The organism is Candidatus Hydrogenedentota bacterium (assembly GCA_019695095.1).
GTDB lineage: Bacteria > Hydrogenedentota > Hydrogenedentia > Hydrogenedentales > SLHB01 > JAIBAQ01.
The window spans coordinates 1-15,641 of the sequence record JAIBAQ010000146.1 but is presented as its reverse complement, the minus strand read 5'-3'; the positions used below and the strand labels follow the sequence as shown (position 1 = coordinate 15,641).

The following is a 15,641-nucleotide window of genomic DNA, read 5'->3' as shown; positions in this document are numbered from 1 at the left end:
AAGGAGAGTGTTTCGTGAAGAGTGGTATTCACCCGGAATATGTGACGTCGAAGGTGACGTGCGCGTGTGGCAACACCTTTGAGACGCGGTCGGTGAAGCCGGCGATCAACGTAGAAATCTGCTCGGCGTGCCATCCGTTCTTTACGGGTAAGCAGAAGTTCGTGGATAGCGAAGGCCGCGTGGATCGCTTCAACCGCAAGTACGGTAAGAAGAATTAAGCGAATCGATTCCGGTCCGCCATGGAACGGATTTTATACGCAAAAATCCTCTCGATTGCCGAGGAATATGACCGTCTGACCGATCAGATGGGTCAGCAAGAGGTCGCGTCTGACCCGGAGCGTTACCGCCAGGTAGCGAAGGCTCAGAGCGCGATTGCGGATGTCGTGGAAGCATTCCGGCGTTACGAGCGGTACGAGAAGCAGTACCGTGACGCCGAACAGATGTTGCGCGACGAGTCCGACCACGAATTGCGCGAGATGGCCGAAAACGAGAAGCGCGAGACGGAGCAAATTCTCTCAGGCATTGAGGACGAGCTTCGCATTCTCCTCCTGCCGAAAGACCCCAACGACGCCAAAAACACGATCATGGAAATTCGCGCGGGGACGGGTGGCGAGGAAGCGGCGCTGTTTGTAGCGGACCTCTACCGCATGTATTGCCGGCTCGCGGACCTGAAGGGGTGGCGCGTCGAATTGATGGGCTCGAACGCAACCGGCATCGGCGGGTACAAAGAAATCAGTTTCCGCGTCGTCGGCGACAACGTGTACAGCCAGCTTAAATTCGAAGGCGGCGTTCACCGCGTGCAACGTGTCCCCGCCACCGAAGCACAGGGACGCATTCACACGTCGGCGGTGACCGTCGCCGTATTGCCCGAAGCCGAGGAAGTGGACATTCACGTCGATCCCACCGAGTTGCAGATCGATGTGTACCGATCTTCAGGTGCGGGCGGCCAGCACGTAAACACGACGGACTCCGCCGTGCGCATCACGCACGTCCCGACCGGGCTTGTTGTCGCGTGCCAGGACGAACGGTCGCAGCACAAAAACCGTGCGAAGGCCATGATGGTGTTGCGCGCGCGGCTCCTGGTGTTGAAGCAGGAAGAAGAGGATGCAAAACGCTCTGCGGACCGCAAGACGCAGGTCGGCAGCGGCGACCGCAGCGAACGCATTCGTACGTATAATTTCCCTCAAAACCGCGTGACAGACCATCGAATTGGCATGACGCTCTACAATCTCGAAGGGGTCATGGAAGGGCAAGTCCAACCGCTTATCGAAGCCCTGATTGCGGCGGACAGGTCGGCTAAGCTGACCCAGCAGTAATGGGCACGGTGCGCGAGTGCATCGAGCTGGCAGCGCGCGCGCTCGAGAGCGTGAGCGACAGTCCCCAATCCGACGTGGAATTCCTCTTGGCGCATGCACTCAGTATCACGCGTTCCGCATTGCTTTCCCGCCTGGATCAATCGGTCGATACCACTCCATTTACGCCACTCCTTAAACGTCGGCTTGCGCACGAACCCGTTGCGTACATCCTCGGCGAATGGGAGTTCTTTTCGATGCCACTGGCCGTGCGCGCGCCGATGCTCGTGCCGCGCCCGGAGACAGAGCACCTCGTCGAGTGCGTACTGGAGCATGTGGGCAAGCGGCCGTGCCGCGTCTTGGAGATTGGCACGGGGACGGGGTGCGTGGCCTTGGCGGTGGCCAAACATGCGCCGAATGCCGAAGTCTTCGCTTCGGACGTCAACCCCGCCGCACTGCGCCTGGCCTCGGAAAATGCCGCTTCACTCGGACTTTCCTCGCGTGTCGATTTCAGATTGGGCGATTTGTTTGATACCCTTCCTGCATTGGCCGGGACATTTGACGTAGTATGCTCCAATCCGCCTTATGTAGCGGAAAGCGAGTGGAGCGAATTGTCGCAGACCATCACGCTTCACGAAGACCCGCGGGCCTTGCTCGCGGGGCCGGACGGACTGGATGTGATTCGACGGCTTGTCGAAGAAGCCTGGACTTGGCTAAACCCAGGCGGGTTACTTGCTATCGAAATGGGGGAGGGGCAGTGGATGAAAGTGAAATCGCTGCTTGAGCATCGAGGATATCGCGAAGCGGACGTGGTGAACGATTTGGCGGGTATCCCGCGTATCGCGCATGCAGTGAGGCCGTCGTTATGAAGCCTGCGGCCTATTCGACAGCCGTCCGCGAAATGCCCGAAGAAGAACGCCCCCGCGAACGCTTGGCGCACCTCGGAGCCGAAGCGTTGCGCGACGCAGAATTAATCGCCGTGTTGTTTCGTTCCGGGACGCGCGAGCTGGGAGCCATTGCCCTCGCCGAGAGGTTGCTGAAAGAATTCGGCGATCTGCGAGCGGTGGCTCGGGCCTCGCTGGAAGAGTTGCAGTGCGTGAAAGGCCTTGGCCAGGTAAAGGCCATCGAGATCAAAGCGGCCCTCGAACTGGGTAAGCGGTTGGCGTCGCACGTGGCGGAAGCCCGCCCACGAATTACGAAGGCGGATGATGTATCCAGGCTCCTGATGGTGCGATACAAGGATTGCGAGCGGGAAGAATTTAAAGCATTGTTGTTGAACTCGAAGAACGAAGTGCTCAAGATTGTCGATGTGTCGACCGGTGGATTGGATGCGACAGCCGTGCTGCCGCGCGACGTCTTTCGGCAAGCGGTGCGCGACGGAGCTGTGGGGATGATTGTGTGTCACAATCATCCGAGCGGCGACCCTGAGCCCAGCCGCGACGATGTGACCATAACGAGACGCCTGAGCGATGCGTCGAATGTATTGGGGATTAAACTCTTGGACCATGTGGTATTTGGCGACGGACGTTTCGTCAGCTTCAAAGAAAGGGGGCTGATGTGAAACAGCCGTTTAGCGCGTGGCGGGAAGGGCTTCCGTATTACCTGCCGCCATTTCTCGTAGGTATCATTTTGCTGGCGCTCCCGTGGGGCGGAGTCTGGACCCACTGGGCAGGTGTGATCGGCGTGTTGGCGGGAGCCTACGTGTTGTTCTTTTTCCGGGATCCCCGGCGTGCGGTCCCTGCCTCCGCTAATGCGGTCGTATCTCCCGCAGACGGAACCATCGTCGGCATCGAGGACCTCGAGAGCACCCCGCACTACGACGGACCTTGCCGGCGCGTTTCGATCTTTCTATCGGTCTTCAGTGTCCACGTAAACCGCGCGCCGTTCGACGGCACGGTGGAGGGGATTGCCTACAAGGAAGGCGCGTTTAAGAACGCCATGCGCGCCGACACGACCGACATCAATGAGTCGAATACACTGCGCTTTCGCACGGAACACGGGCTGATGACCGTGCGCCAGATTTCGGGCGCGGTTGCCCGTCGCATCGTGTGCCGCTGTGCCGTGGGCGACTCGCTCAAGAAAGGCGAGAAGTTCGGGATGATCAAGTTCGGTTCCCGGACGGAGCTCTATCTGCCCCCGGGAACGAAGATTTGTGTTACATTGAAGCAGAAGGTGAGCGGCGGTGCGACGGTGGTCGCGGAAGTGCCAGCTCCCTAAAGGTATGGCAACGTTTATGATGAAGCAGAATCCATTCAAGAACGTAGCGGCGCGAAAGGGCTTCAAACTGCAGGCGCCTCAGCGCCGCAAGCGCGCCGGAGTGAAGCGCCGTCCAATCAACGTCTTGGCCAGCGCAATCACCACACTCAACTTATATTGCGGCATTTCAAGCATTTTTGCCGGAATCGAAGGCCACTTTGAGAAGGCGGCCTACCTGATCTTTGCCGCAATCGTTATGGACATGCTCGACGGCTCGGTCGCCAAGATGACGAAGAGCGTGTCCGAATTCGGCAAGCAGTTGGACAGCCTCTGCGACGTAGTGTCGTTTGGAGTCGCGCCCGCGGTCTTGATTTTCACCGTCTACCTGCCGGAAGAAGTAAAGCTCGTGAGTCGCACCGGCGCGGTAATGGCGATCATCTACGCCATTTGCACGGCCCTGCGTTTGGCCCGATTCAACGTATATCAGGCCGAAATCCGCGATTACTTCGTAGGTTTACCCTCGCCCGCGGCGGCGGCGACCATAGCATCGTTTGTGCTGTTCACGGAGTACTACGGTTACCATGTCGCATTCTGGGTGTTGGGACCGTTGACCTTGTCGCTCGCCTACATGATGGTCAGTACGCTTCGATATCCAAAGGACAAGATGAAGTCCATGGTGCTGGCGCCTCGGCACGGCTTCCGTTTGCTGGCGATTGTCGCGGTCGCAATCGCGATCTTTGACCAAGCCAGCAGGCACTCGCCCTCCATCGTCTTGTTTCCAATGGCGGCGTGCTACTGCCTATTCGGCGTGGTCGACGGCATTTACCGGCGCTTCTTCCTCGCCGGTGGGCGTTCCAAGGCTGCCGGTGAAGGCGAGTCTGGTGTGACGGCTGGCCCGCCCTCAAAAACGGGCGACCTCTTGTAAGCGTCGACCGACTCAACGACCAGGACTTTCAAGACAGCCGCAATCGGTACGGCGAGAAGCAGCCCCAGAAATCCCAGGAAACTGCCGAACACCATAATGGCCAGAATGACCCACACGGGACTCAGGCCAACCTGTTCGCCTACAATTTTCGGCGTTATTACGTTGCCTTCCAGCACCTGCACGATCCCGATCGTGATCAGCACACCCAGTACATGCCAGTCGAGGCCGTATTGGGCAATGGCCATGGTGAGTGAGAATACGGCCACGAACAAAACCCCCAGATACGGAATGAAGCTCGCGAGCATTCCAAAAGCACCTATCACCAATGCCATGACCTGCAATCCTGAAATCAAGAATCCGACGGTGTACATTGCTCCCAGGCAAAAACACACCGTCGTCTGGCCTCGCAGAAAACTCCGCAATTGAGAATCAATCTTGCCCACAATCTCGACGGTCTTGGGCGAGTGCCGTGGCGGAATGAGTGACCGGCCTCCCTGAACGATGCTGTCGAAATCCTTCAACAAATAGCCCGCCACGAAGGCAAAGAGAGCGAAATTGGCAACGAAGAGGATGACCTTCAGTGCTGAATTTCCCAATGAGGCGAATAGACCCGCAATACTCACGCCCGCGCTCCTGCCGGCTACGGCAAGCGTTCCCGCGTTGTTGCGGACGAATTGAAGAGACTGCTCGCGAACGTATTCCCCAACTTTGGTGCGTATTATGGCCAGGGTATCCGGATTCTTATCGTTCGGATCGATCCATCCTGCCTGCTGAAGCACGCGCTCAACTTGCGGACTATCTACCAATTGCTCAAGCCATTCGTTTCCGCGACCCACCTCGCTTCGCGCAGACGTAATGATGGCGTCGCCCTGGCTGATAATCCCAGGCACAACCACAAATGGCACGCAAAGAATCACTAGGATTCCCAGAATGGCCAGACCAGCAATGGTCACGCCTCGTGGGACTCGCCGCGCCTCAAAATAGTCGACAACCGGGTCAAAGACATACGCAACAATGAAAGCAAGAAAGAGCGGTATCAAGACGGGCCGCAGGATGTACGCCAAAATCCCCACCAAAACGATTGCCAACAGCACGCCGACAGCGCGTACCCAGGGATTGGCCAGAACAGGGTGCGACATACTTCTCGTTCTCCTTCCGCGCGGTGCCTTCAGGCGGGAGCTTAAGATGCTACCGGCCAACGAATTGCATCGACTTGCAAAGCCAGCGAAAGCATTCTACCATTTATAGTAGAGAGGGGTAAACGCCCGCATGGCGAAAGGACTGAGAGATGCGCCGGGCGCTGACGATTATCGCACTATTCTTGCTAGGGGGCGGCGTGGCCATTGCCGTGGCCGACACGCTGACCCTGAAGAACGGTGACCGCATGAACGGCAGTCTCGTTGAGATTGCCGAAGATGTCGTCGTGTTCCGCGCAAACCTGGCCGGCAAAATGATGGTGCCTGTTGGCCAAGTCGTGTCAGTCACCACGGCTTCTGATTTTGTCGTCGAATTCAAAGACGGCACGCGCGCCACCGGCCGTGTAGTCAATCAGGACGGCGGACTGAAGTTTGTCGAGAGCCAGACAGACAAATCGAGGCCGATGAAGGTGTCGGATATCGCCAATGCGGCGCGTGTGCCCGAGACGCCCGAAGGGGGAGAGGGGCCGTTGGGCTTTCTGGAAGCTGGCGTGGCATCGCGCTTTGGCAACAGGGACTACGTGGCCTTATACGCGCGTTTGCGCACGAGATATGATTCGGATTCGCTCTACTATCGCGGCGATACGACTATCGATTTTGCTGGCGAAGGCCAGGAACCCGAGGCACTACGTTCGCTGCATCAATTTATCCTACCGCTGGAAGGGCGTCTAAGACCCCTCTTCGAGTTGGAACTGGAACGCGACCTGGACGAGGCGCTAGCGTTGCGTGCGCGCATCGGAGCCGGGGCCAGCGTCACGCTGCTTGACGGGGAACGCGATACCCTCGAAGGAAGACTGGGGCTGAGTGCCCTGCATGAAGAGTATGACGCAGATGCGTGGCGCGCGCTGGATATCCTGCCCGAAGATGGCTTTGCGCGCTTGCGCGGACGAGTGTATGGTGCGGCGCTCGATGATGAGGATCGCGATGACGTTGGACTTGACTTGGCGCTCACGCATTCGCGCAGAGTGTTCCGCGATTCCCTGCTGGAAGAGGAACTGCGGCTGCGCCCAAGCCTCACAGACTTTGATGAGTTCACATCTTCGTATGAGTCGCGTCTTTCGGTGCCTTTGACCGATCGCCTGCACTTGAAACTGAACATGCGAGTAGACTTCGACAATCGGCCGCAGTTCCAGTATATGAACGAATGGCGCGCAGCCGTAGGTGCGGGAATCTCCTGGGACTTCTAATCCGGATTTCTCACGAACACACTTGAACCCCTCTCGTAACCAGTGTGTTTGCGAGACCTGCGGCGAAAAACAAGGCGTTTCTCCGATAGCTGAGTGTGTTCGCGAAAAATCCTCATGGCATAACCTCAAGGTCTTGCACGTGAGCAATTTGCGTCGGCGCTCAATCGCGCCGGTGCAAATTGCGGACTGAGCCGGCCGCTTCTCTGACAAATCTATCGTGAGTATCGCTGTAATAACTCCCTCATGCCATGCATCCATAGTGCGAGATGGTGCCCGGTGTTTTGCGGGTCGGAAGTCACGGCTTCGCCACGTATTTGCTGGATTCGCACCTTGATTGACAGCGTAATGATCGTCTGTTATCATCTCGCGGGCATAGCGTTCGTTAACCTGCTTTGCTTGATTAAACCGGCGTACTACAAAGGACGGTCGCACACGGTCCGTCTCATGTCGAGGTAACTTTCTGTGCCGCCAGTCATCGAAACAGTAAACCTCACCAAAGTCTATGAAGGCGCCCTTCGCGGCCAAGATGTGAAGGCCCTTCAAAACCTCACGATTGCCATCGAAGAACGCGAGATATTCGGCTATTTGGGGCCGAATGGTTCAGGCAAGACGACAACGATTAAGATGCTGCTCGGCCTGATATTTCCCACGTCTGGCGATATCCGGATTATGGGAAAGACCGATATCGGGGCGGCTGCCATCCGGAAGAGCATCGGTTACTTGCCCGAAGGCGCGTATTATCCGGACTTCCTGCGCGGCGAAGAAATCCTTCGCTTCTACGGCCAGCTCTACGGTCTCAGCGGGAAGAATCTGGAGAAGCGCATCGACGCGACGCTGGAACTCGTGGGTATGACCCGCGCGCGCAAACGTCTGCTCCGCGGGTATTCGAAGGGCATGAGGCAGCGCATCGGCTTGGCGCAAGCGTTGCTCCACGATCCAAAGATTCTGATCCTTGATGAGCCCACAACCGGTCTTGACCCGGTGGCGCGCAAAGAGATTCGCGATATGCTCGTGCGCTTGCGCAGCGAGGGTAAGTCGCTGTTGATTTCGAGCCACGAATTGTTGGAAGTGGAACTGATCAGCGACCGGGTAGGGATCCTCTTTGAGGGCGTACTCCAAACGCTGGGCACCATTCAGGAACTACTTGCTGACCGCGACGTGACTGTCGACACCGCGGGCGTCACCGACGCGGCCATTCGCGCGTTGGGCGAACGTGGAATCATCTCGGACGATGTGATTGAAGGCAAGGCGCGATTCCGTGTGCCACCGTCTCTGTCGATCTACGATGCGCTGGAAGTCATGAAGTCGCAGAATCTGACAATAGTCGGTGTGGCGCCGCGTAGAGAGACTCTTGAAGAGTTGTTTGTGCGGGTAGTCGGAGAAGCGCGCCTTCGGCGAGACAATGAAGGGAAGAAGGCTTCATGAGCGGCGTTCTGGATTTTATGCGCGGAACCTGGAGCATCGGTGTCTACACCTGGCGCGAAGGTATCCGCAAGAAGGTACTAATCGCCTTCCTGATATTGAGTTTCCTCGTGATCTTCGGGTCACAGTTCATAACAGCCTACTTGACGCAAACAACGGTAGGCCAGGTCGAGTCGGATGTCGACGCGAAACTGATCAAGGATATTTGCGTCACGGCCATTTCGATCTTCGGCGTGTTGATTACGATTTTCGTATCGGCATCGGCACTCCCCGGTGAAGTTGAGAACAAGGTCGTCTACACGATTCTCTCCAAGCCCGTTCGCCGGTTCCAGTATCTCTTGGGCAAGTTCCTCGGGGTTCAGTTCATCGTCATCATCAATCTGGCGCTGATGGGCGGGTTGTTCTTCGTCGCGTTGTATGTCAAACAGCAAGTACTTCCGACGCTGCTGTTGTGGTCCATCTTGTTGACGTACTTCCAGTTCTTGATTGTGTCGGCATTTACGTTCGCCGTATCGTGCACCTCGACGTCTGCTGTGCTGCCGACGATTGCGGGCCTGTTCATCTACATCGCCGGCAACTTGACCGAGTATCTGGCCGATGTTGCACGGCGCGCGGGAACGACGGAACAGTTCATGGATAAGTTGGTCGGATACCTCGCGGATGGCCTGTTCCGAATTCTGCCGAATCTACAAAGCTTCAGTCTGAAAGACCAAATCCTCTATCTGTCGCCAAACGATGCGCCGCGCGATGCGCTAATCCCGCAGCTCATTCTGTATGGCCTTGCATATGCACTCTCGGGTTATATCATTTCGTACTTGATATTTCGTCGAAAAGAACTCTAATCGTCTATGAATAACAGACTTACTGCTGCAGTTCTCTGGGCCGTCCTTCTGGTGTGCCTCACGCTTGGGGCTATTCAGGGGAACCGCGTTCAACAGCTTCGCGACGCGGAGAGCTTCTATCGTTGGATCATGTCGGCCTCGACCCAATTCCGTTTATTTGGCGAACCCGGTCACGTGCCGGATGGTGAAGATCCGAAGAAGTATCGCGACGAGGAACTCTTCCAGAAGCTGGTGGAGCAGACGGATTCTCTGATACCTGAAATCCCCGAGAGCGACACGGACTACGATCAAAACCAAAATCTCCTTCCCAAAGTCGTCCGCTACCTGACGGCTCCAAAGGACCCGGAAGCTGAAAAGAGTGAACTCGAAGTAGGCGAAATCGTAAGTGAAGAACAGGTCCGGCGCGACACGGAAATGTGGGGCTACGCTAAAGGTCCTGAGTTGGCCGAACTCCGTACCGAGTTCCTGCAAGCCATGCGTGAGGGCCGGGTCTCCAGTGTTGCCGTTTTGAACCCCACAGACCTCTACCAGTCCAAGGAAGGCGAGCTATCCAAAGGACAGGTCAGTCTGGCCAATATCTTCTTCGGATTCCGCAAGATGGCGGCCAATTTGGTGTGGCTGGAAGTTGACCGTTACTTCCACATGGGGCAGATCCACCGCATGGTGCCCCTGATGAAGACATGCGTTCTGCTGGATCCCGGATTCGTCGACGCCTATTTATTGGGAGCCTGGCACCTCTCGTACAACGCGACCGCCAATCTGGAGGACACGCCCTGGACGTTGAGGAAGTTCTATCCTCAGTATTACGCGTGGATGGGTGAGAAGGAGTCCTTCTACTACAACGGTATCGAATTCCTTAAATCCGGTATCCGGAACAATCCGCGTAACTACAAGCTATACTTCGATCTTGGTTACTCAATTTACGAGAACAAATTGAATGACCATCCCAACGCGATCAAGTACTTGAAAGAGGCGATACGGTTGGACCACGACCGCTGGGTCAGGCGGCAGCTTTATCGCATTCTGGGAGAGAACGACCAGCTTGAAGAGTCGCTTCAGGGTTGGCGTGCCTACCTGGAGTGGCAGCCAACAAACGAAATCGCGCCGCGCTTCATTAAGCTGATGGAAGGGCGCATCAACGACCGTAGTGTGACCTGGAAGTCCGAGCAGGCAAAGGCCGCGGAAGAACTCCTGCGGCGTGCCGAGGCCGCGGGGGATACGGCGAAGGCCGATGTCTGGCGCGCAAATGCTGCGGCCGCACAGGCGGAAGAGCAGCAGTTGTTTACCCAATCGCGCGAATTCTGGCAGAAGCTCGTCAACGAAGATGCCGGCCAGTTGAACAAGGACACGTTCGCCGTGGCGCGTTTGGCGCGCATAAAGGCTGAGCAGTTGCGACGTCAAGGCCTCTATTTGGAGGCAATTGTCGAGGTAGACAGAGCCCGCTGGGAAAGCAACGAGTTCTGGGATCAGGGCACTCACTTGATGCTGGAGTATAAGCGTGAGGGCAACATCCCGCTGCAGGTGACCGAATTGAGGCAGTTGGATCGCGAGGCTCAGGCCGCGGAATACACCATTCACTTGCCCAAGTCGATTGACGGAAAGATGTTCTACTTCTCCGACGCGGACAGGACTTGGTACCAAGAGGGCTATCAAGGCGATTCGACGACGCCCGTTCAGGCGAATAGCGACGCTTGGTATGAACTCTTGTGGGAGCATCCCGAGGCGACGACCCCAACCAAGACGTTGGATGGTCCGATTGTCTATCGCATGGGTGACGTTTGGTACCGCTACGAGGCGAGCGAGCCGGCCAAGGCTGCGAAGACGGATGGTCTGCTACTTCCGCTTGCGTTCGCTAAGGCTGCGACCGGAGCCGCAAAGAATCCGTCGTAACGGCTATCGATCCCGATCCGTGCGCCGAAGCCATGTGCATACTCCGCATAACCATAAGTGTGTCGTGATGGATGGTTGCACTCGTGTCGGGCCGTCACTAAAATATCGGGGGACTTGGTTACCCGTGAAGTGTCCTGCCAGTGTCTATTAACCACCGAATAATCGACGCGAACCTGGCCGACGTGCAATCGCGAATCGAAGCGGCATTGTCGCGTTCAGGGCGTCCGGCGGGTTCCGTGACTCTGGTCGCGGTTACGAAGAGTGTCGGTGTGGAAGAGGTGCAGGCGCTGGCCCAGCGAGGTGTAGTGCATTTTGGAGAGAACCGGTTGGCCGGGATACTGGCCAAGCGCGATCGGCTCCCCGAGTCGCTCCGCTGGCACATGATTGGCACCGTTCAGCGCCGAAAGGCCAAGGACGTGATCGGCCTCTTCGACACGGTCGATTCTGTGGACCGCTTGGAATTGGCCGAAGAGCTCAATAAGCGGTCTGAGGGAAGACCAGGGCCCTTGCCGGTTCTCGTGGAAGTGAACGTTTCCGGCGAAGCCTCGAAACATGGGTTTGAGCCCGAGAGCTTTGCTCATGCCCTGGACCGAATGCGACAGTTGAAGTGCATCGACGTGCAAGGAGTCATGACCATGGCTCCGTTTGAGCTGGAAGCCGAGCGGGTGCGTCCGGTATTTGCGCGGCTCGCAAAGCTCGCGCAATCACATGGTCTGCCGCGCATATCGATGGGTATGACAAACGATTTCGAAATCGCGATTGAAGAAGGGGCCACTGAAGTCCGGATTGGCAGTGCGCTCTTCGAGCGACGAGAGGAATGAGTACGATGCAGGAGGTATTGGAGCGCATCCAGGGTGAGGCGCTTGAGGAAGTTAGTCAAGCGGATTCGCTGAAGCGTATCGAAGAGGTTCGCGTGAAGTTCCTGGGACGCAATGGCGTCCTGACCGGAGTGCTGCGCTCCGTTAGCGAGGCGCCGGTCGAACAGAGGCCCGCCCTGGGCAAGGCGGCCAATGTCCTGAAGCAACTGCTCACCCAACAGATCGAAGCGCGCCAACAGGCATTGGATGAGGCCGAACGCGCCCAGCGGCGCGCCGCTCAACGCGTCGACCTGACCCTTCCGGGCAGGCGTCCACCCATGGGGCACGCGCACGTGGTGCTGCAGACCGCGGACGAAATCATCGACATCTTTCGCGAAATCGGCTTCCAGATTGCCACAGGCCCCGATATCGAAACCGAATACTACAACTTTGACAGCCTGAACACGCCGCAGGACCATCCCGCACGGGATGCCCATGACACCTTCTTCATCAGGCCCGGCGTCGTTCTGCGCACACACATGTCTCCCGTGCAGATGCGGGTCATGGAGAAGACTCAGCCCCCTGTCGCCGTGGTTGCCCCGGGCCGCGTGTATCGGGTGGACGCCGATGCCACGCACAGCCCCATGTTCTACCAGCTTGAAGGACTCCTCGTGGATGAGGGCGTAAGCTTCTCCGACCTGAAGGGCACGCTCCTCATGTTCGTACAGCGGTTCTTCGGCAAGGACACCAAAGTGCGCTTCCGGCCCCATTTCTTCCCGTTCACCGAGCCAAGCGCCGAAATGGACATCCTCTGGACCTCGGAAAGACCGGGAGGGGGGAGTCAGACCAAGTGGCTCGAAATCCTGGGCTGCGGCATGGTGCATCCTGAAGTCTTCCGCTACGCCGGCTACGACTACGAGAAGTACACCGGCTTCGCCTTCGGCTTGGGGATCGACCGTATTGCCATGGTCCGGCATCGCATCAGCAGCATCAGCTACCTCTACGAAAACGACCTACGCTTCTTGGAGCAGTTCTAATATGAACGTGTCATTGAATTGGCTGAAAGAATTTGTCGACATTGCGCGAACCCCGGACGAGTTGGCCCAGGATCTTACCATGCTCGGGCTGGAAATCGAGGCCATCGAGCGTCCTGGGGAAGGAATAAGCAACGTCATCGTCGGGCGCATACTTGAGATAAAGAAGCATCCCGATGCGGACAAACTCGTTGTCTGCAAGACCGACGTGGGCCAGCCAGAACCGCTCCAGATTGTCTGCGGCGCCAAGAATATGAAAGAGGGCGACCTTGTCCCCACAGCGGTCGTCGGTGCGACGCTGCCCGGAGACTTCACGATTACCCGGCGTAAGATGCGCGGTATCGAGTCATGCGGGATGATGTGCTCCGCCCGGGAGTTGGGGATGGGGAAGGATCACGAAGGCTTGCTGATCCTTCCGTCCGACATGCCGGTTGGAGGCGACGCAGTCAAGTTGTTAGGTTTAGATGACGTTGTCTACGAGATCGAAGTGACTCCCAACCGAGGTGACTGGGCCAGCATGATCGGCGTGGCCAGGGAGTTGGCCGCCCTCTATGGTACGTCGCTGAGAATACCAAATATTACATTGAACGAAGGTGGGGAAGAGGCGCGCAAGCTCTCTTCCGTGACCATTGAAAACCCCGACTTGTGCGCCCGTTACATTGGCCGAGTGCTTACCAATGTCAAAATTGGACCCTCTCCGCAATGGCTGGCGCAGCGCCTGACTAACGCCGGACAGCGTCCAATCAACAACGTAGTTGACATAACCAACTTTGTTTTGCTCGAAACCGGCCATCCATTGCATGCTTTCGACTACGATAAGTTGTTGGAAAATCGGATAGTTGTGCGATGTGCGAAACGTGGTGAAACAATCAGAACAATCGACGAACAAGTGCGCACCCTCGATCCCGACATGCTCGTCATTGCGGATGCCAAGAACCCCGTCGCTGTTGCTGGCGTCATGGGCGGCTTCGATTCTGAGGTGAGTGAAAGCACCGTAAACATCTTCCTGGAAAGCGCATTCTTCGCCCCAAGTTCCGTGCGCAAGACGTCACGTAAACTTGGCATGCATACCGAGGCGTCCGCACGCTTCCAGCGCGGTGCCGACCCGGAAATGGCTCGTTACGCGGTTGACCGGGCGGCGGCTCTGATGCAGGAGCTAGCCGGAGCGACCGTCGCGCCCGGAGTCATCGATGAGTACCCGCGGCCGCTCCCGGTGGTCGAGGTCAGTCTGAGGTATGCCCGCGCCAATGCACTAGTCGGCAAAGTAATTGAAGGGGAGAGGCAGAAGGCAATTCTGGAGTCGCTTTGCTTCAAAACGATTAAGGCAGACAACCAGGGATGTCTCGTACAGGTTCCTACTTGGCGCCACGACGTCAAGCAGGAAGCCGACCTGATCGAGGAGATCGCCCGAATGTACGGCTTCGAGAATATTGAAGCCTCGATTCCTCGGGTCCGAAAGAACATGCAAGTATTTGCGCCAAAAGAAGATGGCATACGCGAGATGCGCCGTTTCCTTACGGGCCTCGGTCTTACCGAACTCATGAGTATGACCTTTACGAGTCCGGAAGAAGTTCAACGGTGCAGACTGGACGGCTGCTACGCCGATATGGTTGCCCTCCAAAACCCGCTATCCGAGAACCTGCAGACTATGCGAACTTCGCTGCTTCCGGGTTTGCTCTCCACAGCATCGCTCAACATACGGAGAGGTTGCGCTGGATTGCGTGCTTTCGAGGTTGGTCCGACGTACCGTCCAGCGTCAAATGGAGAAGAACTTCCTGGCCAGCAGTTGATGCTGGGAATTGTTTACACCGGACTTAGGGAGGACCGGCATTGGAGCGGCACGCAGAACTCCTGCGACCTGTTTGACGTAAAAGGACTTATCGAGGCGATAGGCGTCCGCTTTGGCTTGCAGTTGAACTGGCAGGAAGGTCAGTTGCCTGCGTTTGAAAAGGGACAGCAGGGGAGAGTGCTCTGCGGCGAAACAGAACTAGGGACCTTGGGCAGGGTGTCTGATGAAGCCCTCAGCGCGGCCGAGATTGAACAACCTGTCTTCCTCGCCGAACTGGACCTGGAGCAGTTGCTGACGCTGGCATCGAAAACGCGACACTTCCAGGCAATTCCGGCGTATCCCGCGTCCACGCGCGACATGGCTTTGATCCTGGACCTTGGCGTGCCGTCTGGCGACGTGCTCGATACCGCCAAGAAGGCTGGAGGCGCAAACCTCAAATCGGTATCGCTGTTCGATGTCTACACCGGCAAGCAGGTGCCGGAAGGCAAGAAGAGCCTGGCGCTAGGCTTTGTGTTCCAATCCAACGAGCGGACCCTTACAGAAACCGACGTCCAAGCCGACTGGGACGCTATCCTGGCGCGCCTGAAGGCCGACTACGGCGCCGTCCTGCGATGAACAGGGAGATCGAATCGCGCATCGAGGCCATGACGGAGACCCTGGCCAAGCTGCGCGACGCGATCTCGAAAGTCAATTCCGCCATCGACAGCCACAAAGACGCTCGGGAAGAACTCGTCAAGGAGCAGTGGCGCAAGAGCAAGATGCTGGCAACCCTTCAGCACACCGCCGAGGAATTCGACGAACTCACCAAAGAAATCGCTGACCTCCGGCAGGAGCGGGAGGAAGTTAGGCTTCGTCTGAGAACTCTACGAGGCCACGCCAGGGCGCTCGGCCAGGAGCTAAAACGATGAACGGCGACCGGAAGGAGGTTCGCCTCGCGGGCGTACCGCTAAAGGTGCCCCTGATTGAGAACGACGCAACGACCGACTCAATCGTCGCCCAGGTGAACGACCGATTCCGGCAGATAGAGGCGCAAGGGGGTAAGATCAACACCCAGGTCTACGCGCTGCTCAC

Annotated in this window: 15 protein-coding genes; 14 read left to right on the top strand and 1 reads right to left on the bottom strand. The window is 57.4% G+C overall.

Features of this window, described 5'->3' with window-relative positions:
• Positions 1-14: 14 nt before the first annotated feature.
• Genes rpmE through pssA form a run of 6 tightly spaced genes read left to right on the top strand, consistent with a single transcriptional unit; the run spans position 15 to position 4,413 of the window.
• Positions 15-218 (top strand): 50S ribosomal protein L31, encoded by a 204-nt coding sequence (gene rpmE / locus K1Y02_19395; GenBank protein ID MBX7258535.1) that lies wholly within the window; start codon positions 15-17, stop codon positions 216-218.
• A gap of 21 nt (positions 219-239) precedes the next feature.
• A complete protein-coding gene (prfA, locus tag K1Y02_19390) occupies positions 240-1,316 on the top strand; it encodes a peptide chain release factor 1 (protein MBX7258534.1) in 1,077 nt (358 codons plus the stop codon).
• An 8-nt stretch (positions 1,317-1,324) separates the two neighbouring features.
• Positions 1,325-2,161 carry a peptide chain release factor N(5)-glutamine methyltransferase gene (gene prmC, locus K1Y02_19385; GenBank protein ID MBX7258533.1) on the top strand — a complete coding sequence of 279 codons (837 nt, stop codon included), beginning with the start codon at positions 1,325-1,327 and terminating at the stop codon, positions 2,159-2,161.
• The gene (gene radC, locus K1Y02_19380) at positions 2,158-2,853 is read left to right on the top strand and encodes a DNA repair protein RadC (protein ID MBX7258532.1); all 696 of its coding nucleotides are present in this window, start codon (positions 2,158-2,160) and stop codon (positions 2,851-2,853) included. Before prmC ends, radC begins: the two co-directional genes overlap by 4 nt.
• Entirely contained in the window at positions 2,850-3,509 is a 660-nt protein-coding gene (locus K1Y02_19375) for a phosphatidylserine decarboxylase family protein (GenBank protein ID MBX7258531.1), read from the top strand. Before radC ends, K1Y02_19375 begins: the two co-directional genes overlap by 4 nt.
• A 16-nt stretch (positions 3,510-3,525) precedes the next feature.
• On the top strand, positions 3,526-4,413 hold the full coding sequence (pssA, locus tag K1Y02_19370; GenBank protein ID MBX7258530.1) for a CDP-diacylglycerol--serine O-phosphatidyltransferase: 888 nt from the start codon (positions 3,526-3,528) through the stop codon (positions 4,411-4,413).
• On the opposite strand, the gene K1Y02_19365 is transcribed toward pssA, so the two are convergent.
• On the bottom strand, positions 4,311-5,552 hold the full coding sequence (locus K1Y02_19365; GenBank protein ID MBX7258529.1) for an AI-2E family transporter: 1,242 nt from the start codon (positions 5,550-5,552) through the stop codon (positions 4,311-4,313). The genes pssA and K1Y02_19365 overlap by 103 nt on opposite strands.
• 149 nt (positions 5,553-5,701) lie before the next feature.
• Here K1Y02_19365 and K1Y02_19360 point away from each other — a divergent pair, with 149 nt between their 5' ends.
• From K1Y02_19360 to K1Y02_19325, 8 genes are all read left to right on the top strand, one after another.
• Complete coding sequence (locus tag K1Y02_19360) at positions 5,702-6,796, top strand: DUF481 domain-containing protein (GenBank protein ID MBX7258528.1); 1,095 nt, start codon at positions 5,702-5,704, stop codon at positions 6,794-6,796.
• 462 nt (positions 6,797-7,258) lie between these two features.
• Positions 7,259-8,221: an ABC transporter ATP-binding protein gene (locus K1Y02_19355; protein MBX7258527.1), complete on the top strand. Its 963-nt coding sequence runs from the start codon at positions 7,259-7,261 to the stop codon at positions 8,219-8,221.
• Positions 8,218-9,060, top strand: a complete 843-nt coding sequence (locus tag K1Y02_19350) for an ABC transporter permease (protein MBX7258526.1) — start codon at positions 8,218-8,220, stop codon at positions 9,058-9,060. Before K1Y02_19355 ends, K1Y02_19350 begins: the two co-directional genes overlap by 4 nt.
• 6 nt (positions 9,061-9,066) lie before the next feature.
• A complete protein-coding gene (locus K1Y02_19345; protein ID MBX7258525.1) occupies positions 9,067-10,950 on the top strand; it encodes a hypothetical protein in 1,884 nt (627 codons plus the stop codon).
• Between the two features lie 140 nt (positions 10,951-11,090).
• On the top strand, positions 11,091-11,771 hold the full coding sequence (locus tag K1Y02_19340; protein MBX7258524.1) for a YggS family pyridoxal phosphate-dependent enzyme: 681 nt from the start codon (positions 11,091-11,093) through the stop codon (positions 11,769-11,771).
• A gap of 5 nt (positions 11,772-11,776) precedes the next feature.
• Positions 11,777-12,784: a phenylalanine--tRNA ligase subunit alpha gene (gene pheS / locus K1Y02_19335; GenBank protein ID MBX7258523.1), complete on the top strand. Its 1,008-nt coding sequence runs from the start codon at positions 11,777-11,779 to the stop codon at positions 12,782-12,784.
• 1 nt (position 12,785) lies between these two features.
• Positions 12,786-15,185: a phenylalanine--tRNA ligase subunit beta gene (gene pheT, locus K1Y02_19330; GenBank protein MBX7258522.1), complete on the top strand. Its 2,400-nt coding sequence runs from the start codon at positions 12,786-12,788 to the stop codon at positions 15,183-15,185.
• Positions 15,182-15,478: a hypothetical protein gene (locus K1Y02_19325; GenBank protein ID MBX7258521.1), complete on the top strand. Its 297-nt coding sequence runs from the start codon at positions 15,182-15,184 to the stop codon at positions 15,476-15,478. Before pheT ends, K1Y02_19325 begins: the two co-directional genes overlap by 4 nt.
• Positions 15,479-15,641 lie beyond the last annotated feature (163 nt).